This is a genomic window from Planctobacterium sp. AWM4_229 (assembly GCF_056160305.1).
The window spans coordinates 297,563-317,119 of the sequence record NZ_JBSWWX010000006.1 but is presented as its reverse complement, the minus strand read 5'-3'; the positions used below and the strand labels follow the sequence as shown (position 1 = coordinate 317,119).

Below are 19,557 nucleotides of genomic sequence, written 5' to 3'. Positions count from 1 at the left end.
TTACCAATAAATTGAGAAGGAAAGGCGAGCGATTGATAGCGCAGAGTGCGGCAGTGTCTGACAAGTGTGCACAGAAGCGATAAACCGCTCCTGAGTTCTAGTCAATGCCATGTGATGTGGTCATAAATACAATAGATGACTTAATGGCTGGTATCTAAATGATAGAAGGTAGCTTGTACATAGTCCCGCGGCTCTCCCCCATTGTTTTGATTGTAAACTCCGGCCTTAAAGTACATGTATTGACTATTGTCACCATAGCCACTGTTGCTCATGTCCAGATGCTGGTGAACATTGGGCTTTTGTTGACGTATCAGGGTGAGATAGAGGGATTCATCTTCGACAGATATTTTATAGCTAAACTTCTCGTTCAGCGCGATACCCTCTTCGGGATCATCCGCTGAGCTGGAGCGGGACCCTAACACTTCAACCCATATATCGTCGCCGCCATTGATTTCATGGGCAAAATAGACTGAGCCTCGTTCGTGGTGCGGCAATTTGCGGTAATAAAGCCGAATTGGCTCATCGTCTGTGGCATGTATCTGACCAATGATCACTCGCCCTACTTTGGATTTATCTCCCGTGACAGATACCCGATTTACCGCCAGCGTAGCCTCTAACGTCCCGCCAACGCCACCCGCATCGCGCTTTACTGAACCATGCGCAGAGCTGAATACCCAATTGTTTTTACTGATCCCTTTGACTTTAATACGGGTGTTGCCACGGCGCAGCATTTCTCGAAGCTCGGTTCTGGGGTATTTGGTATTTTTTGAGGTTTTGGCCCCCTGATTTGGACTGGCAAACACCATGCCGCCGTCTTTCGCGGTGTAGAACAAGGGACTCAATTCGAACCCGTTACTCAATGGTTTTTCAAAGATAAGGTCAGCTTTGCCATCCTCATTGAGATCCGTCGGTAAGGTTAAACTCCACCCCAGTAGGTCAAAGTTCTGTCCAGGTTTATTGGCCGCCGTCAACCCGGACCAGTCACCTAATAGTATCCCCGCCCCCAATTGAATATGGCTTTGCGGCATTGCTTCCGCTGAAGCCTTATCTTGAGATTTCGCTATGGCACTCTCATTAGAATTGGCAATAGGCACCTGGCAGGATAAAACGAACAATATAATGGCGGCGAATTTCCGATTTAACATGCTGCTGACTCCACTGTCACCAGGTTGTTAAAGTCGTTAACCTGCTTGGCTGAGCCTGCGGCTACCGGCACTCTTTGGTGCAATGTCTGAGGTTGCATAGCCAGTATGTCGCATCCTTGTGCTGTGGCTTTTCCACCCGCATGATGCAATAAAAAAGCCAGAGGATTAGCTTCGTAAAGCAATCGAATTTTGCCGTTTTGGTTGCCATTACGTTCGTCTTCAGGGTACAGAAACAATCCACCGCGACTTAATATCCGGTGCATATCCCCCACCATGGCCGCATTCCAACGAATAGAACTGTTTTTGTATGCCTCAGACGCAAATAACAACTGATCAAAGTAACGCTGAGTGCGATACCCCCAGTACCGGTAATTCGCCATATTTACCGCAAACTCACGGCTGTCGTCGGGCACCTGTAACTGCTCTTGGGTGAGTAAAAAACCACCATGGGTGTTATCCAGGGTATAACAGCGCGTCGGTCCGCCGGTACTCATCACCAACATCGACGAAGGTCCATACAATACATAGCCGGCACAAACCTGTTGTTTTCCGGGTTGTGCAAATTGGCGTTCATCATCATAGGGCACATCGTCACGGGCCGGATATACAGTAAAAATCGTGCCTATCTGACCATTAACATCGATATTGGATGAGCCATCCAGCGGATCAAAGGCCACGATGTAAGCACCTTGCGGGTGCCCGCCTACCACATGAGTTTCCTCCTCAGAAGCGATAGCACGGACCGATTCATCATCTAATAAAATTTCTTTGAGCAATTGATTAGCAACGATATCCAGCTTTTTCTGCACTTCACCCTGAATGTTTTCGTTCAGTGTCGAGCCCAGAATGCCCGCCAGTTCTCCCTGACTGACGCGAAATGCAATTTCTTTGGTAGCAGCTAAAATGGTGCGGATCAGCATGATTAATTCGCTGTCGACCCCATCTTGTTTCAATACGGGTATTAGTCTGCGCATGATACATACCTGTTCTGGCAGTTGAGATCAGTGAAGCACTGCTGCAAACGCGCCACCATTGCGCATTCTCCCTGGCGTAACCATGCCCTGGGATCGTAAAATTTCTTATTGGGTTTATCTGCCCCATTCGGATTGCCAATTTGTCCCTGCAACCAGGCTTCGTGTCGCTGATAATACTGCAACACCCCTTGCCAGGTAGCCCATTGTGTATCGGTGTCGATATTCATCTTCACCACACCGTAGCCAATGGCTTCAGCAATTTTTTCAGGTTCAGAACCACTGCCACCGTGAAAGACAAAGTTGAGGCTATTGGCGGGCAACTGGAACTTTTCAGATACAAAAGTTTGCGAGTCACGCAAAATAGAAGGGGTAAGTTGTACATTGCCTGGCTTATATACACCGTGCACATTGCCAAATGACGCGGCAATAATAAAATGTGGGCTGATAGCACTCAGGCGCTCGTAAGCATAGGCCACATCTTCTGGTTGTGTATACAAGGCAGAATTATCAAGATGGGTGTTGTCGACCCCGTCTTCTTCGCCTCCGGTGCAGCCCAGTTCAATTTCTAAAGTCATACCCATTTGGCTCATTCTTTTGAGGTAGTGGGTACAGATATCGATGTTTTCTTGCAGCGATTCTTCTGACAAATCTAACATGTGACTGCTAAACAGTGGCTTACCTGTCTTAGCAAAAAAGCGTTCGCCTTCGTCCAATAATCCATCAATCCAGGGCAGCAATTTTTTAGCGGCATGATCCGTGTGCAGCATCACCGGAACATTGTAGCTGGCAGCGACTTCATGCACATATTTGGCCGCTGCCACCGCGCCCAGAACAGCAGTGCCCTGACCCGGTAAAGTCAGTCCTTTACCTACAAAATATTGTGCCCCGCCATTGGACAGCTGAATGATCACCGGGGAGTTGGCTGCCTGGGCAGCTTCCAGCGTTGCGTTGATTGATTGAGTGCTAATGACATTAACCGCGGGAATCGCGTACTGTTTTGTTCGGGCGTCTTGATAGACCTCTGTCACTTGCTGAGAAACAACAACGCCGGGTTTAATTTGACTCAGATTCATAACCATTCTCTTCTATAGATTTAGTTAAGGGCCTCTTGGCACGCAGTAGTAATTGCAGACCAGTCTTGTTGTTGCACCCATGCCGGAGTTGCTACCCAGGTTCCCCCCACAGCAAACACATTGCTCAGCGCAAGGTAGTCTCGTCGATTAGCGGGCTTTACACCGCCGGTGGGACAAAATCGCAATTGTGGGAATACCGCCGCCACAGCTGACAGGAAAGGCACACCGCCGGACAATTCCGCCGGAAAGAGCTTCAATTCTTCAAACCCGGCTTCTTTAGCCAACATAATGTCACCGTTATTAGATACGCCTGGCAACACAGGAACCTCGGTAATAGCTAATGCAGCCAATAATTTTTCGGACACCGCGGGCGTCACGATAAAATCAGAACCTACCTCAAGAGCGGACCTTAATAACCCCTCATCAGTCACCGTACCTGCGCCGACTTTGAGAGAAGGCAGCGCCTGCTTAATTGCCACAATCGCCTCAAGCGACGCCTCTGTACGCAACACCACCTCTACTAAATTAAGTCCGGCATTGCTCATCGCATGCGCTATATTGATACCTTCCTCTGGGGTATTGGCCTGAATAATTGGCAATAGCGATTGCCCTGACATCAGTTCCGAAAAACAGGTCATTGTTCGTTCTCTCTTTGTTGTGTGTTGATTGCGCCGATGGCTCGACGGATTAAAGGTGCTTATGCGTATTAAGCAGGTGTCAGTCCGGCCTCCTGCATGGCATTAATAAAAGCCTGTTTTGGCGCAATAGCCCCCGGGTGCTGGATCACAGTGCTAGCAGCCGCTGCGGCCAGTTGCACTGCTGCATCCAGGGTAATACCCGAAAGCCGCGCCCCCAGGTACACGCCGTTAAATGCATCGCCAGCTGATGTGGTATCGATGACCTTCTCAACAGGTGTGACTTGATGCTCAGCATGGCGACCATCACACCAGGAAACCACAGATTCTGGACCGTTTTTAATGATGATTTCCGTAATATCGTAGCCTTGGCAAAACCTCAGTACCTGAGCCATTGAATCAAAGTCATATAACTCGCTGAGATCTTCTAATCCGGGCAGAACAATATCCGCAAGGCGAAAAGCACTGTCGTATTGTTTTCTGGTTTGCTCTTTGTCACGCCACAGTCTGGCGCGATAATTGGGATCAAAAACAATCTTGACACCGGCGCGTTTCAGTCCCTCAAGAGTTCGCCAAAAGCCTCCCCGCGCCGACTCTTCAATCACCGCCAGTGAAATCCCGGAGAGAAAAAACATGTCGCCACTTGCAAGCTGTCGCACCGCCTCGGGCACTAAGAAGTCCTGGATTTTTCGGGCTGCTGAATCACTGCGCCAATAGGTAAAACTGCGCTCACCAGACACATCAGTAGCTATGAGATATAAACCGGGGACCTTTTCCGGATGACGAAAAACAAATTGCGTGTCCAACGATTCCCGGGCAAAAACCTGCAGCATGTTATCACTCATAGCATCTACGCCTACAGCCGTGACCATGGCGCAGTTGATGTCTGGAAAACTGCGCTTCAAATACACCGCAGAATTATACACATCACCAGCAAAGGATTGTTGCATCAGCGTCTGTTCAATGGGCTTGAGCTCAATCATGCACTCTCCCATAAAATAGATGGTTTTCATGGTGCTATTTCACCTTGCTCAGCGGTGTAATTTTGGGGATCAAGAACCATACAGCCGCCACCGCAGTAATCGCCAAGGTCGCGCCAATAACAAAGGCAGAAGTGTAATTGCCATCCGCAGTTAATACCGGCACCAATGAAGTTAAACCCACCGCACCGAGTTTGGCTGCCATGCCAGCAAAGCCCGCCAAGGTGCCCACCGCTTTTTTGCCCAACAGATCACTGGGTAGCGTCTGTACATTGCCAATAGCCGTTTGAAATCCAAACAAGATCACCGCCATGATCAATACCGCAATTTCGGGCTCACCAGGATTGGCCATTGCCAACAACGCGGGAAGCATGATCAAACAACCAAGGGTAATTGTAAGTTTACGGGTTTTATCTGTGTCCCAGCCTGCCTTCAAACGATTCTGTGCCAGAATGCCACCAAACCAGGCGCCAAACATAGCACCGACATAAGGCACCCAGCCATAAATACCGATGGCCTGAACATCCATGGCATAGACTTCATTGAGGTAAATCGGTATCCAGAAAACAAAGAGCCACCAGATTGGATCTATTGCCGCAGACGCAATGATCACGCCCCAGCTTTCTTTGCGCGACAATAACTCTCGCAAATCAGGACAATACTCTTCTTGCTCAGCAGCATCTTGCACAACTTCTTCAGTAGTGACCTTTTGTCCGGTGAGAATATACTGTTTCTCTTCTTCAGTGATCCAGGGATGGCTACCCGGCGGCGCTTTAACTAAAATTAACCACGGCAACAGCCAGATGAAACCCAAAGAGCCCACCACCACAAACACCATTTGCCAGCTAAAATAAACTGTCAGATAGGCAATCAGAGGAATGGCAATAATGCCGCCAATGGCCGCACCCGAATTAAAAATACCCTGTGCCAAAGCCCGCTCTTTCGTGGGAAACCATTCGGCATTGGATTTAGCCGCACCTGGCCAGTTTCCAGCTTCTGCCACACCTAAAATAGCGCGGAATATGCTCAGACTCATTACGCCTTGCGCAAACGCATGGGCAATAGTGGCCAAAGACCAGACACCGATGGACAACACAAAACCGATACGGGTACCCACCCAATCAAAAATTTTACCGAATATCGCTTGTCCAAACGCATAGGCAAACACAAACACCACTGAGATGTTAGCGTAAATCTGTTTCCGCTCCAGCGCCGACTCATCAGGGAATAAATCTTCGACAATATCTGGCCACAGCACACTTAAGGCTTGTCTATCGATGTAATTAATGATGGTGGCGATAGCAATGAGCGCTATCACCCACCAACGTAAACCTTGAAATTTCACAGCTTATGCCTCCAAAAAGTCTTCCCGAGCAGGGCTGAAAGTATCAATCAAAACACCACCGGTAGGACATACCGCACCGTGTTCCGCATAAGGTGGGATCATGCAGCTATCACCTGGCTTAAGTACTTTCACCTCGCCGTCAATACTGAAGTGAAATTCCCCTGATTCGACATAGGTAACCTGGGAGTGACGATGTTTGTGCACGTAACCTTCAGCGCCTTTATCAAACCAGACCTTCACTACCATCACTTCTTGATTGTAGCCCAACATTTGCCGCTTCAGGCCGCCTCCTAAGTCTTCAATTTCGGTCTCATTTGCAAACAGGAAATGCTCACTTTGCTTTTGCATAACACTTACTCCAGGTCATTGTTCATCAGGTAGACCGCCAGGGGGCCACTGAGTGAATAGGATTGATTTTTAAATTTAAATGCGGTTTTGACACCTTCTGCTCGCTTGCGCTTATCTATCGCTATCAGGTAGTCAGTGCCATCGAGAACAAGGTGCACAAGAAGTAACTCACCTCTTGTCTCATAATGGATTGCAGAAAGTTTGCTACTGGCATCAAGGGTGTATTCTTTGCTTGGGTTATAGTCCCCATGAGGTTCGAAAACAGAAACAAAAGTATGCTGTTTGACTCCCTCAACACGACGGATTACGGCTTGCTCATTGCGCAAGTTAAAGTCCGGATCGTTCGCACCAATTTGGGTAAACAAGAACTGCTCATCGCCTTGGGTTAAGGTGCTCAAAGTATAAAAACTGCCGTTGTCATTGAGCAAGGTGACCTTAGCCATACCTTTACCAGGCTTACCTTGGGCTTTGAGCCACAAATGCTGATAGCCGTTGGCGCTGCCTAAGGGCGATAACTGACTGGTACAGGCATGGCGTTTAAAGTTGCTGCTGATCAGTTGCCCGAGATAGTGCACAGGCAGATCTAACTGACGTGCGCTATCACTGCTCACATTGAAAATATCCAGCACCACAGGGTTAGCTTGTCCGGCAATATCCAATAACGCCATGGTGCGCTCTAAATTCACCCCGGCATAAGCACTATCAATTTGAGCACTGGCCACCGTGCCAAACTGGTTTGTTGCAAATAACTTCAGAGTGGGATGATGACGATTGGCCTTGTCCAACTCACCGTTGAAGTGGCTGGTATCATCCACCACCAAGGTATTGTGAGCCACTGTTTGTTTGGCGTAGCTGGTATTTTCAGGCAGATAACGCCCGCCATATTTAGCTTCAACGTTCAGAAAACGCGCTGCGCCATAATCAGATACGATTTCTGCGCCTTTGTGATAAAACTGCCAGGTCAGTTTATCAAAGTGACCATGCCCTAAGCCTTGGGCAGCGGGTTTAAACAAAACAGCACTGCCATTGTTTGCGCCAGGTTGATTGGCGTCAGCACTTCTCATTACTACCAGTGCACCTTGTTTGCCATCAGCACCGTCACCAAAGGCCACCGATTTGAACTGATAAGGCGTAGCTAACTCCGCTTCCAGGGCCTGTGCCACTTTTAAGCCAGCTCCGGTGAGTACAATTTGTCCTTGTTTTTGTGCGATATCCAAATAACCGGTATCACCTGTCATGCTGTAAGCCAGTGTCACACCGTGCACCAGTTCAATCGTGTCTAGCCCTTTTGATTTGATGGCATCGTTGATAGGAAAAAACAAACCGTTGTAACTGAGCTGAACAGTGGTATCGATAGCTTTAAGTAACACCTCATCGCGATGTTTAAAAATATCCCGATGGGGTTGATTATTGTTGATTGCCTGAGCAAAAGTGATAAAAGGCAACAACGCAAAGCGCTGGTAATAAGGCCCTTCATTGTAATATCCCTGAGGTGAAAACAATTCATCCAGCTGTTTTAAAAAACCGGACTTTCCCGATTTGTCCAAGCCATATAATGCCTTCTCTACCCATTCAGACTCACCTAAAACATAACCTGTCATGCCCACTGCAGCCGTTGCCCAGGTGCCGTGGTTATGTACTTTATCAAATGTGGAAGGCTGTCCTTCTGACAAAAACAAAGCCATCGGGCGCAATAACTTTTGCGTGATAGATGCATTCTCAGCTGGTTCAAGGCTTGCAGCGATCATGTCATAAGCCTGAATGGTATACACCAACCACATCGCTTCATTGAGGCTTTGCCAAAACAACTTTCCGGGATTTTGAAAATTCATTTTACGCTTAGGGTGCAGCGGCAAATCGGGATACATTGCGGCGTATTGAAGCAGCATATCAGCAACAAACTTCGCATATACGGTGTTTTCGGTTAATTGATACAACACCGCCGCGTTGTGCATCAGCTGATAGTTTTTCTTATGCCGTTCGTGGCTGTAACCGCCACCGCCATCTTGTGGCGTGGGCACCTGGATTGGTTGGGACATTTGGCCTTCAACCTGACTAACGAGTTCCTGATAAGCCTCAGCGAAACCGCCTGATTGAGTTACAGCCTCTCGCATTGCGCGCACATCTTCGCTGGTGAGCACCAGATTTGGATGTTGAGCCTGCACACTCGCCGTGTAAACACAGCCAGCGAGACAGAGTAAAACCAACGCCTGTAGCGATTTTTTCATCAACCTGGCCAGCGCTTGGTACATCTTAGCGGTTCTCCTCAGACGACTGAATAATCTGATTCTGTTCCAACACGGCAGTGTGTGGCCCAGACACCCGTAGCTCAGTTATTTCAGGTGCATCAGTAGTAATAAACTCATTGCCGACGATGCGGGATTTCGGTTCACCAACGGTGTGCTCGATAACAATAGGGGCAGACTGCTCAAAGCGCGAAGCGGTAACATTGGCCACCTGTACGCCGTGCAAAAATACACTGGCTTTTTGTTTATTGCGTTTACCAAAGCCCACCTTTTCAAGTTGGTTGTTGTCAAAGGTGAAATGTGGACCGAATGTGCTTTCATCGGTGCCCCCCCGATAAAGTGCCGCGATTGCTCCGGCCACATTTCTAAAGCGATTGTTCTGCAAGGTGACATATTCAGCGTTGTAGATACCCAGATCTTCAATTTCACTGTTAAGACGCAAAATGTTGCCACTGATGTCACTAAAGTCGTTGTTGATCAGAATGATTTCATCGGCAAACGCGCCCTTGCCCGTGGCAAAAAAATCAAAGCTATGATTGACGTTTAACTCCTCAATCACACAGTTGAGCACCTGCAAACGATAATTGTGCACCATGCCCCATTTTTTGCTGCGCAGAAGCGTATTGCCCGCCGCATCAGGACTGTGTACACCAGATAACGTCAGACCATCCAGCTTTAAATTGCCGCCATCCCGGATCTCAAACAAACTGCTGCGCTCAAATGAAAGAATGCTTTGTTGGGCTTGTTTGGCTTTGATGGTCAGGGTTTTATCAATAGTGATCAATTTAGGTACGATGTACGCACCGGGTTCCAGCAGCAGAGTATCACCCGATTTAGCTTGTACAACCGCAGACATTAGCGCTTCAGAAGTGGTACTGACCGGAATAACCTTACCGGAATCAAAAGCAATGATAGCTGGCGTTTTAGAGTACCAGCCCACACCCACGTCTGATTTTTTCAAGACCTTGAGATCTCGACTAACACCTGATTGAATTTGCTCGGACAGCGGATACAGCAAGCCATTGTCTAGCCGTTGCATGGCTAATTCTCGTACCTCAAAACCATGATCTACAGCAGCAACAGGAGCACTATTGGCAACGTTTTCGGTTATCTTAATTCCGCTGACATCATCAAATACGGTGAAAGGTTGAACGCCAGACTCATTAAACACCAGGTTATCAGTCAATTGACTGTTGATCGGTACCGCACTGCGTTCAGCATCACTTCCGGCCGCCAGTTGTAGGTGTTGAACATTTATAAAAGTGTTGTGTTCCACCCGGGCATTCTCTACCTGATGATAGCGATTGATGGGCGAGTCAGGCACACCGTTCATGATGGTAAATCCACTACCAAAACGATAACCGGTTAACCCTTCTAGATAATTATTGCGAATGATCTGATCTTTATTGATAACGCGGATCCCACCCGTGTGATCCACCCCGTTGCCAATAAAAATATTGTCTTCCACCAGATTCCCGTTGCCATGGCGTAAGGTCAACGTGCCACGCGCCTCGTAAAATACATTGCCACGCAAGATATTTTTACCCGATTTCACCGAAATGATTTCTACTTCGCCATTGGTTTGCTCAAAGTAATTGTTTTCCACCAAGGTGTGGGAGTCAGTCAAAGAGAAGTGACTGGTGCCGATGCGCAATGTCTCACCACCATTAGAGCCAAATACCGGGCGATAGCCGAAATAGTTATGATCAATTTGATGGTAATTGTTCTGGCTATCCGCACTGTTTAACCTGACAGCGACGGTTACCCCTTTGTTGCGTTTACCCACCAGATGGTTGTGGTCAAAGCGGTTGTATTGACCGTACAGGGCTACCCAATAATCCGACTCTTGCTTGTCGGGATTATTGTAGTTATCAATAACCACTTCGGTTACCCGCGAGCGAAAGGCCAGATTGTTTTTATCGCGACGAAAAGCAATCACTGCACTGGTAGGCGTATACCCTTGTTTAAACACCAAGCCAGAAACCTGTAAATACTGTCCTGCTAACCTCAGATTGGACTGCCCGGACAAAATCACCTTGCCTTTAGTTTCGGCTTGCAATTTAATCGGCGCAAAGGCAGTACCCTGACCTTCAAACAAGATTTCGAAATCTTGCCAAACACCGTTTTTGAGTACCACGGTATCCCCTGCCACCAGCTTTGGCAGGATATTTTGATAGGCCTGTTGATCCGCAACAAAATACTCGTTTGCGGTCGCCGAACAGGTCAGAAAACCCAACAACCAAAACCACTTCAACATCTTACTTTTTAGCAACTGCATAGCGACCACTTCACCTTGTTACGGCAGAACTATTATTTTTCGAGTTTCAGGAAATAATCGAAAATCTCAGGCACATTGCCTCGGCCCATTCCAGCGTCGACGCCTGCCTGCAGATAGCCTGAACTACCTTGGGCAATATCCGATTGGGTGCCCAGATCTGAAAGCATTTGTAAAAAGTAATGCAAATCTTTATTGGCGTTGGCGATAGAGAAGCCCAAATCACTGACGCCGTCCACCGCATAGTTTTTACAAAACTGCATAAAGGGAGAACTGGAAGGCCCGGTAGACATGATGTCGAACAGTTGCTGCTTATCAACACCTGAAAGTTGTGCCACAGCAAACGCTTGCGACATTGCGCAAACGGTTGTCATACCCATAAAGTTATTGATGAGCTTTGTGGTATGCCCTGCGCCAAGTGCACCAAGATGAAAGACATTTTCCCCCTGGTCTTCCAGTACAGGTTTAACTTTGTTGAAGGTGTCCAATTCACCGGCGGCCATAATGTTGAGCAGCCCATCTTTCGCATGCGCTGGGGTACGTCCAAGTGGAGCATCAATCATGCCAACGCCTTTTTGCGCCAGGTCAGCCCCAATTTTACGTGTGGATGCGGGAATGGAGGTTCCGAAATCCACTAACACTGCGCCGGGTTTGATGCCTGCCAAGATGCCATTTTCAGCGTAAATGACCTTTTCGACGATTTCCGAAGTGGTCAAACACAACATCACAATATCTGCACCCGCAGCCAGCTCTTGTGCCGAAGCTGCGCTTTGTGCGCCTCGCTCAACACATTTTGCGACAGCGTCTTTGTTCAGATCCATAACAATCAGTGGATATCCTTTGTTTTGCAGATTTTCCACCATGTTGCCGCCCATAAGGCCAAGACCGATAAAACCAATAACAGGTTTAGACATGAATTACTCCTGATTACACTTGCACTTTTCACTTTCTGCGTCTTTCAAACTTCGGCTTACAAACCTGGCCAACCACACGCAAAAAATACGATTCATTCTTTTGCAGTCAATATGCTTACCATTAGTCGCCACATAGAGACACGTTAAAACAGTAATTTTGTATTACCATTTTGTCAACCAATTTATAATACCAATCAAGTAATCGGTTAACACGTGACGAAAGAAATTTATTAAAAAGCATGAAAAGCGTTAGTAAAAAAAAGACAAAAGAAATTAAAAAACCAATAATATCAACACTTTAAGAAGGTAAAAATTAAACATTAGTTGGGTGGCCCATTACTAAATGTACAGATTCATCTTTGGTAATAAGCATGTTCAACCACCCCATTTCTTTACTTAACAAGGCAAGAGTTTTATCAATGAATCAATTAAATAAGTAATAAATCGGTCAGGAAAACAAGATCTGGCTATACCAAAATGCATTTTTGGCATACCAATGAGAAGAGATTGTATACGACAATCGAAGGCGCTATTGCTTGTCGTTCAGGACAAATAAGCGAGGCAAGAGTCTGGAATGCAGGGAGCGGTCGCTCCCTGTTATTAAGATATTAATTTACGGTGGCTGACATTCTGGTCATTACGGGTGCAGCAAGTGGCATATCGGTGGCATCTCTGCCGAACAACACTCTGTCAATTTCGCCATCACTACTTCTCAGAATATATTGGTATTGATTGGATGGCCGCCTGACAGCGATATCGACCTTACCATCGCCATCGTAATCAGCAGGAATCGGAATATCTTCTTCCTGTAAGCCAAATCGAATGCGCTGAATGTCATTATCAGAAGAATTTAATATGTACCACATTTGATTCGACGCTCTGCGCACCGCAACATCGGCTTTGCCATCACCGTCGTAATCCGCAGGTACCGGAATGTCTTCTTCTTGCAGCCCAAAATTAATGCGTTGAATTTCGCCATCTGATGAATTCAATATATACCACATTTGATTTGACGACCGCCGCACAGCGACATCGGCCTTACCATCGCCATCATAGTCTGCGGGAACTGGAATATCCTCGTTTTGCAAACCAAAGTTAATACGCTGGATTTGGCTGTCGGAGGAATTCAAGATATACCACATTTGATTAGAAGGACGTCTCACGGCGATATCGGTAATGCCATCGCCATCGTAATCAGCGGGTACAGGGATATCTTCCGCTTGCAATCCAAAATTGATGCGTTGGATTTCGCTGTCGGAGGAATTCAAGATGTACCACATTTGATTCGAGGGACGACGAACGGCAACATCTGCAATACCGTCCCCATCAAAGTCACCACTGACGCTAATATCTTCACTACTTCGGCCAAACTGGTGACGCAAAATGTCACCATCATCTGAGCTGGCGATATACTGATAAAAATTACTGGCTCGTCTCACCCCTACATCGGCTTTGCCATCCCCGGTGTAATCATAAGCGGTGAATGCTGTGTCGTTGCCATCGCCGGGTTCTGCACAGTTTTCACTGTTGCTAGCATCCAAAGGCTCACAATCGTCTATATCTGCAACTCCGTCGTTGTCATCATCAAGATCCGCATTGTCTCCAATGCCGTCACCATCAAAGTCAGATGTCTCGGTAGCGTCATTGGGAAAAGCGTCATCCACATCGTTAACACCATCACCGTCATCATCCTCATCCATAAACTCGCTCAATCCATCGCCATCAATGTCTATTACATTGTATTTGGGAGTAATGTATTCCAAGTCGGTATACTGTGTACCATTTTCCTCAGTTATCCAGAAAAAACGGACATAAATCGTTCGACCATCGGCTGGGATACCCACTTTAAGTGCTTCTTCTTCCGGTAACGTTTCATAGACGTAATGATAGCGATTCATGTGGGTAATGCGTCGATAGTCCCAACTCCCTACCGTACTGCCTACATATATTGCCCAGTCGTTGACATCCGCTTCGGGTGGGTGACTCCAACGAAACGTAACTAGCGCTCCTTCCCCAAGAGGTTCAGATTCTGACTCTAAGATTTCCGGACCCAAAGGGGATAATATTTCAGGACTCGCCGCCAAAACAGATGTCCCAAAACACATTGTTAACCCAATGAAAATGAGCCTAAGGCGATTTAATTTCTGCTTCTTAATCATAAATCACCATATTGAACTGTTTTTTAACACCATTTCTTCTCAGCACATTGTATTGATCTGAATCCAGTACTTCGATTTCAAAATCAAAATCTCCAGCTTGAGTTGGTGTACCTTGAATTTTCCCATTGAAACTATTGAGACTTAAACCCGGTGGTAAATAGCCCGATACAACTCGAACAACATAACTCGGGATCCCCCCCATTATTTCAACTTGTGCTTCGTACGTCTCTCCAACTTGACCTTGCTCAAATTCACTGGAATAAATGGAGAGAGCTGTAAGCATGGTGGTATCTCTCAGTTCCCAACCCACAGCTTGCATCAGCAACAAATCGTAGCGCTTGAACATAGTACGCCCAATATCGGGTGGCTTATTGGATTCAGTGCGCAAACCAGAGGTCACAACGTGATCAGTTTTATACATGGGTAAACACGAGCCAAATTGCATTATCGAGGCTTCATCATCGATACATAAGGTGTCACTATCAAACCATTCTTTCCAGCGGGGCCAAGCCGTACTCATGGTTAGGCCATGATTGAGTTCGTGCAAGTTTGGCCAGTAGAAATCCCCCCGTATATGACCACACCATTCTTCATCATCTGGGCATTCAATACAGCCGTTTCCTGGATCACCTAGCGAATCGCCTAAACACTCACCGTCTCGCCCCCAAACTTTAAAATAAGTACTGGTGCGCCACCAATCATCCTCAGGTAGGTAAATTCGAGTATTGACGTAAGTACTCAGCTCATCTCTAGGGTTGGTGCCCCAAAAACCACAAGCTGGAAAATCTGTAGCTTCACCATTGGAAGTGTGTACTGTAGTACTTGAAAGTCCACCACCACCACTATGAGAAGCCATAAAAAGATAGTAGCCATTGCTATATGCTTTGCTGTTCGCTTTATATCCCGGTTGATCTTCCACCGTCCAATTAACAAACGCGCTGCAGCCCCCTTCTTCGATGGTATCAAACTGCATATCTTCAAAAAAATAGGCCAAATCATTGAGAATTCGTTCATGCCCCTCTTTGACCTTCATACCATCAGTTGTGGTTTCCAGGTATCCATCAAAATCTGCCGAATAGTCCAAATGAAACTGAAATTCCACCTCCCTGTCGGGGATATCTTGATCGCAAACGGATACATTGACAGTTTGCTCGTAGGTTTTGACTTCCTGATCAACCATTTTTATTTGCAATTGATACTGCTCATCCCCTGCTTCTCTGTCTGGGTGAATACCTGTGAACAATCGCAATGGAAAGTCATGCTCATAAAAAACACGGTATTCTCGAATTAACCCTATTTCCCGGAGAGCTTCATCACTCAGATCGTGAGACACCCCACCTAATATGTTTTCCCCTTTCCAACTTCTCAGTTCAACTCCCCAAAGCGGTCCGGTTTCATTGTGTACCGAAAAGTAATCCCATATATCATAGGGGTGTTCAAAACGATTACGTTGTAACAAATAAAGTCGCGGTGCATCATTCGCCCTGATCTCTACCGATATTGGAAAAACCACACCTTCAGGAGGATGTAATGTGAACTCAAAATGCGGATTATCGACAAACCCTTCCCAATCCATCAACGCAATTCCCGCGTGGGTTATATCGCGCTGAAATTTATCAAAAACTCGTATCTCTTCAGAACTGCCTGGCGCATGCGTGTAATCAATTGCAGAAACACAACTGGCCCAAGGATTCTCCTGAGCGTTCACTGAAAAGCCTAGCAGCAACATCAAAAAAAACAGCAATTTCTTAAATGACCAGCAACCAGCAATGTATTTTTTAAGGAATAAAAAAGGCATAAAGGTTTACCAAGTAAATAGTTACAAAATCATATAACTTTAATCACAAAATCATACCTTCAGCAATACGAAGAACCGAAATAGAGAAGTAACACTCATCCTCCGACCAATTTAGTAACTATTTATTACATATTTAGCGACTGAGAATAAGAAACTTAATTTGAAGGAAAGCGGAAACTTAGTTCGGATCATTAACTTAAACCCCGATAAACTCATTTATAATTATCGGGTTTGAGGTTTAGCAAAAAAAGAGGCTATTACCAAATCAATCGTGATTGCGTCGTAACCTATCACGTCACAAAAGCACAATCTTGTTCAGATACTATTGTCTGCTAGGATAAATGATAGACATCTGAACCTTGGTGACATATTCCTTGCGCGTTTTTAAACCCTGCTTTACTTCTTATCTTGTGATAACACTGTTTATTTCCTTTTTTATGGGGCTGCCATTGCGCGCGATTGCCAATGAGGCGGTATTTACCTCCATTGAGAGGTTATCGGTAGCCGAGGGCTTGCCTGCTGCCAGTGTCTATTCATTAATGACGGACGAAAAAGGATTTTTATGGCTGGGCACCCCAAAGGGATTGGTGCGCTACGACGGCGTCAGATTCAACACCTTCAGTGCCGAGGGAGCAAGCGATTTCACCATAGCAACTACCGATAGCAGTAACGCCTTTATCGATAGCAAGGGCCGTTTTTGGTTAGGCAGCTGGGGGAAAGGCCTGGCATTGTATGACAAAAACTTGCAAGCGCTGGCAGTTTTCAAAAATGATGGCAATGGGAATGGTATTGGCTCCAACAGAATACAAACCATATATGAAGATTCACAGGGGCGGATCTGGGTTGGAAGCTACAACGGTGGGCTGGCGCTTTTCAACGAAAAGGATAAAAGCTTTCGCAGCTTCCTACACGATAAAAGCGATCCGCAAAGTATCAGCCATAGCCGGGTATGGTCTATTACTGAAGATGCCGAAGGTTATATTTGGGCTGGCACCAGTGACGGATTAAACAAACTCACGGATCGACAGCAAGGTCGCTTCCAACGCTATTACCACACACCGGGACAGCCCGATAGCCTGAACAACTCCCTGATTCGCCGACTATACACTGACCGAGCCGGACGACTTTGGGTAGGCACGGAAATAGGTTTTGGCGAATTTAACAGTAAAACGGGTGTTTTTAGTGCTTATGAACCCTCAAATACTCCCATACACTCGGGTATTACTGCCATCCAGGAGGATGCAAACGGCCATATCTGGGTAGGTGCACAAAAAGGCCTGTACCTGTTTTCGCCCGATAAGAAGCGCTTTTTACCCCTTACTTCTGAAGGGAACTTTGTCATCCTGAGCCAGGATGATTTACGCGCCATACGGTTTGATAACAATGGCTTATTGTGGGTTGCCACACGCTACGGAGGATTGGCAAAAATCCAGTTTAAACCGGGCTTGTTCAGTGCCACCACCCAATACATCGATAAACAAGGGGTGGCTGGCAGCCTCTCTCAAGTATTGAGCCTTTACGTTGATAGTACAGAAAAAGTATGGATAGGTACCCAAGATGGACTCTATTTGCAACAGTCCACAGGTAGTGCGCCAGAACCGTTTTACCCCACCAAAACATTGGACATAAAGGGAGTTTGGGGTATCACAGAAGACCGTCATGGCTCACTTTGGTTAGCCTCTGAGGACGGGCTGTTTAGTATTACCAAAAACCGCAGAGAAGTGGAACGCTATCACGGTTTACCGGGTATCAATTCGCCTGGTATTTCCCAAGTGTTTTTTGATCATGATGGTGCGATGTGGCTGGCATTAAAACTGGAAGGCGTCGTAAAAGTAAAAAATGGCGAAGTTCAACACTTTAAAAATGTCCCTAATGAGCCGACTTCACTGAGTTATAACGCCGCTACAAAAATATATCAAGACCGTCAAAAGCGCATCTGGATAGGAACGAACGGCGGTGGATTAAACCTATATGTTCCCTTTAAAGAAAGATTCATTCGCTACGAGAACCGTGATCTCGGAGGAGCTGAGTTATCCAGTAACAGTATCAACGATATTTATCAAACCCGTGACAATCAAATTTGGGTAGCCACAGAGGCCGGTTTAGATCGTCTCGACGAACAAAACGCTAACTTTATTCATTATGATGTGGAGGACGGCTTGGCTAATACTAATATCCGTGCCCTGCTGGAGGATCACAACGGCAACCTCTGGCTCAGCTCGGATTTTGGCCTGCATGAATTCCGTCGCAAAGAACAGTATTTTGTTAATTATTCTCAGACAAACGATTTACACGGTCTTGAATTCAGCAGCAACAGTAAAGTAAGTTTAAACAGAGCCCATTTTGTATTCGGTGGTCGTGGTGGTTATACCACCGTAAACCTGTCTCAGTTGAACACCCAAAAGGCTCCCCCAAAAACACATATAACGCAACTTTGGATAGACCGTAAACCTCAAAAACTGCAATCCCCAAAAGATAATCAAACGTTAGTTTTGCCCTCTGCAACACGGGAGATTAGAGTTGATTTTGCCACGTTGGATTTAGTGGCCCCCCAAAATAACCGCTACCAATATCGCTTACTCGGTTTGGATGACGATTGGTCGGCTCCTATATTCGAACCCACGATACGCTTTACGGGGTTGCGACCGGGTGAATATCAGTTTCAGGTAAAAGGAGCCAACAGCGCTGGTATCTGGAGCTTAAAGCCGGCGTCACTGCACATTGCTCTTGTTCCCCCTGTTTGGCAACGCCACTGGTTCCAAATCCTTTGCGTCGCGCTCGTTTTAGGCATAGTCCTGATATGGATAAAGCTGCGCACTCGCGCTTTAAAGCGTGAACAAGCCAAGTTAGAAAGCCTGGTGCAGCAGCGCAGTGATGAATTAGTTGCAGCCCAAAAGCAAATCATCGAATCAGAAAAACTCCACGCTTTGTCCAGCCTGGTGGCAGGGGTTGCTCATGAAATCAACACCCCTTTGGGTATCAGTATCACCGCAGCATCGACACTACAAGACAATAGCACGGGATTAGCAATATCCCTGTTAGAAGGCAAAATCAGAAAAACCGAAATGCGTCAGCACATTGAACAAATCAGTGAAAATGCCGCCCTCATCCAAAACAACCTGGAAAAAGCCGGACAACTGGTGCGCAGCTTCAAAGAGGTTGCGGTGGATCAAGTGTCTGATCAGCGCCGCGAATTTGAACTTCACAGTTACATCGAAGAAATTGCTCTGAGTATTAAGTCACAACTCAAAGCGCAAAATATTGAACTACAGTTCACTTGTCCAAAAGAGCTATGGTTGGACAATTATCCTGGTACCATCGCACAAATTCTCACAAATTTGCTGATGAACGCGCTCATTCACGCCTTCGAAGGCCGGCTCAGCGGGCGCATCGAAATACTGGTTACTGAGCGAGAAGATAAGCTTCGCATCGAAGTAAAAGACAATGGCTGCGGTATTCAGGAAGATAAACTAAAACGCATCTTCGATCCGTTTTATACCACTGCCAGAAACAAAGGCGCAAAAGGGCTGGGCTTACACGTTATTCAGAATCTGATCGATGTGCGCCTAAAAGGTAGCATCTATTGCGAAAGTGAATATGGCCATGGAACCTGCTTTGTCCTGGAATTTAAGCGCAATCCAGATTAAGCTGAGCGCTGGTAAATT

13 protein-coding genes are annotated in these 19,557 nt (G+C 46.5%); 1 reads left to right on the top strand and 12 read right to left on the bottom strand.

What is annotated here, in order from left to right; translation table 11 throughout:
• Nucleotides 1–140: 140 nt before the first annotated feature.
• The 12 genes from ACXAGP_RS15355 to ACXAGP_RS15300 form a co-directional block, all read right to left on the bottom strand.
• Nucleotides 141–1,145 (bottom strand): polysaccharide lyase family 7 protein, encoded by a 1,005-nt coding sequence (locus tag ACXAGP_RS15355; protein ID WP_475262441.1) that lies wholly within the window; start codon nucleotides 1,143–1,145, stop codon nucleotides 141–143.
• Nucleotides 1,139–2,119: a class 1 fructose-bisphosphatase gene (locus tag ACXAGP_RS15350; RefSeq protein WP_475262440.1), complete on the bottom strand. Its 981-nt coding sequence runs from the start codon at nucleotides 2,117–2,119 to the stop codon at nucleotides 1,139–1,141. Before ACXAGP_RS15350 ends, ACXAGP_RS15355 begins: the two co-directional genes overlap by 7 nt.
• On the bottom strand, nucleotides 2,107–3,192 hold the full coding sequence (gene fbaA / locus ACXAGP_RS15345; protein ID WP_475262439.1) for a class II fructose-bisphosphate aldolase: 1,086 nt from the start codon (nucleotides 3,190–3,192) through the stop codon (nucleotides 2,107–2,109). Before fbaA ends, ACXAGP_RS15350 begins: the two co-directional genes overlap by 13 nt.
• A 20-nt stretch (nucleotides 3,193–3,212) precedes the next feature.
• Nucleotides 3,213–3,830 carry a bifunctional 4-hydroxy-2-oxoglutarate aldolase/2-dehydro-3-deoxy-phosphogluconate aldolase gene (gene eda / locus ACXAGP_RS15340; protein WP_475262438.1) on the bottom strand — a complete coding sequence of 206 codons (618 nt, stop codon included), beginning with the start codon at nucleotides 3,828–3,830 and terminating at the stop codon, nucleotides 3,213–3,215.
• Nucleotides 3,831–3,898: 68 nt separating this feature from the next.
• On the bottom strand, nucleotides 3,899–4,840 hold the full coding sequence (locus tag ACXAGP_RS15335; RefSeq protein ID WP_475262437.1) for a sugar kinase: 942 nt from the start codon (nucleotides 4,838–4,840) through the stop codon (nucleotides 3,899–3,901).
• Between the two features lie 4 nt (nucleotides 4,841–4,844).
• Nucleotides 4,845–6,152, bottom strand: a complete 1,308-nt coding sequence (locus tag ACXAGP_RS15330; RefSeq protein WP_475262436.1) for an MFS transporter — start codon at nucleotides 6,150–6,152, stop codon at nucleotides 4,845–4,847.
• A 3-nt stretch (nucleotides 6,153–6,155) separates the two neighbouring features.
• Nucleotides 6,156–6,500 carry a cupin domain-containing protein gene (locus tag ACXAGP_RS15325; protein ID WP_475262435.1) on the bottom strand — a complete coding sequence of 115 codons (345 nt, stop codon included), beginning with the start codon at nucleotides 6,498–6,500 and terminating at the stop codon, nucleotides 6,156–6,158.
• A 5-nt stretch (nucleotides 6,501–6,505) separates the two neighbouring features.
• The gene (locus ACXAGP_RS15320; protein ID WP_475262434.1) at nucleotides 6,506–8,752 is read right to left on the bottom strand and encodes a heparinase II/III domain-containing protein; all 2,247 of its coding nucleotides are present in this window, start codon (nucleotides 8,750–8,752) and stop codon (nucleotides 6,506–6,508) included.
• Between the two features lies 1 nt (nucleotide 8,753).
• Nucleotides 8,754–11,024 (bottom strand): chondroitinase-B domain-containing protein, encoded by a 2,271-nt coding sequence (locus tag ACXAGP_RS15315; RefSeq protein ID WP_475262433.1) that lies wholly within the window; start codon nucleotides 11,022–11,024, stop codon nucleotides 8,754–8,756.
• Between the two features lie 32 nt (nucleotides 11,025–11,056).
• Entirely contained in the window at nucleotides 11,057–11,935 is an 879-nt protein-coding gene (locus ACXAGP_RS15310) for an NAD(P)-dependent oxidoreductase (RefSeq protein ID WP_475262432.1), read from the bottom strand.
• A 608-nt stretch (nucleotides 11,936–12,543) separates the two neighbouring features.
• Entirely contained in the window at nucleotides 12,544–14,019 is a 1,476-nt protein-coding gene (locus ACXAGP_RS15305) for an FG-GAP repeat domain-containing protein (protein WP_475262431.1), read from the bottom strand.
• Between the two features lie 67 nt (nucleotides 14,020–14,086).
• The gene (locus ACXAGP_RS15300) at nucleotides 14,087–15,892 is read right to left on the bottom strand and encodes an Ig domain-containing protein (protein ID WP_475262430.1); all 1,806 of its coding nucleotides are present in this window, start codon (nucleotides 15,890–15,892) and stop codon (nucleotides 14,087–14,089) included.
• A 449-nt stretch (nucleotides 15,893–16,341) separates the two neighbouring features.
• Here ACXAGP_RS15300 and ACXAGP_RS15295 point away from each other — a divergent pair, with 449 nt between their 5' ends.
• Complete coding sequence (locus tag ACXAGP_RS15295; RefSeq protein ID WP_475262429.1) at nucleotides 16,342–19,539, top strand: two-component regulator propeller domain-containing protein; 3,198 nt, start codon at nucleotides 16,342–16,344, stop codon at nucleotides 19,537–19,539.
• Nucleotides 19,540–19,557: the final 18 nt, after the last annotated feature.

Coding starts and splice junctions, on each gene's coding strand:
- ACXAGP_RS15320 (WP_475262434.1), bottom strand. CDS start 8,752: ATGTACCAAGCGCTGGCCAGGTTGATGAAAAAATCGCTACAGGCGTTG.
- ACXAGP_RS15335 (WP_475262437.1), bottom strand. CDS start 4,840: ATGAAAACCATCTATTTTATGGGAGAGTGCATGATTGAGCTCAAGCCC.
- ACXAGP_RS15310 (WP_475262432.1), bottom strand. CDS start 11,935: ATGTCTAAACCTGTTATTGGTTTTATCGGTCTTGGCCTTATGGGCGGC.
- ACXAGP_RS15325 (WP_475262435.1), bottom strand. CDS start 6,500: ATGCAAAAGCAAAGTGAGCATTTCCTGTTTGCAAATGAGACCGAAATT.
- ACXAGP_RS15315 (WP_475262433.1), bottom strand. CDS start 11,024: ATGCAGTTGCTAAAAAGTAAGATGTTGAAGTGGTTTTGGTTGTTGGGT.
- ACXAGP_RS15300 (WP_475262430.1), bottom strand. CDS start 15,892: ATGCCTTTTTTATTCCTTAAAAAATACATTGCTGGTTGCTGGTCATTT.
- eda (WP_475262438.1), bottom strand. CDS start 3,830: ATGACCTGTTTTTCGGAACTGATGTCAGGGCAATCGCTATTGCCAATT.
- ACXAGP_RS15350 (WP_475262440.1), bottom strand. CDS start 2,119: ATGCGCAGACTAATACCCGTATTGAAACAAGATGGGGTCGACAGCGAA.
- ACXAGP_RS15355 (WP_475262441.1), bottom strand. CDS start 1,145: ATGTTAAATCGGAAATTCGCCGCCATTATATTGTTCGTTTTATCCTGC.
- fbaA (WP_475262439.1), bottom strand. CDS start 3,192: ATGAATCTGAGTCAAATTAAACCCGGCGTTGTTGTTTCTCAGCAAGTG.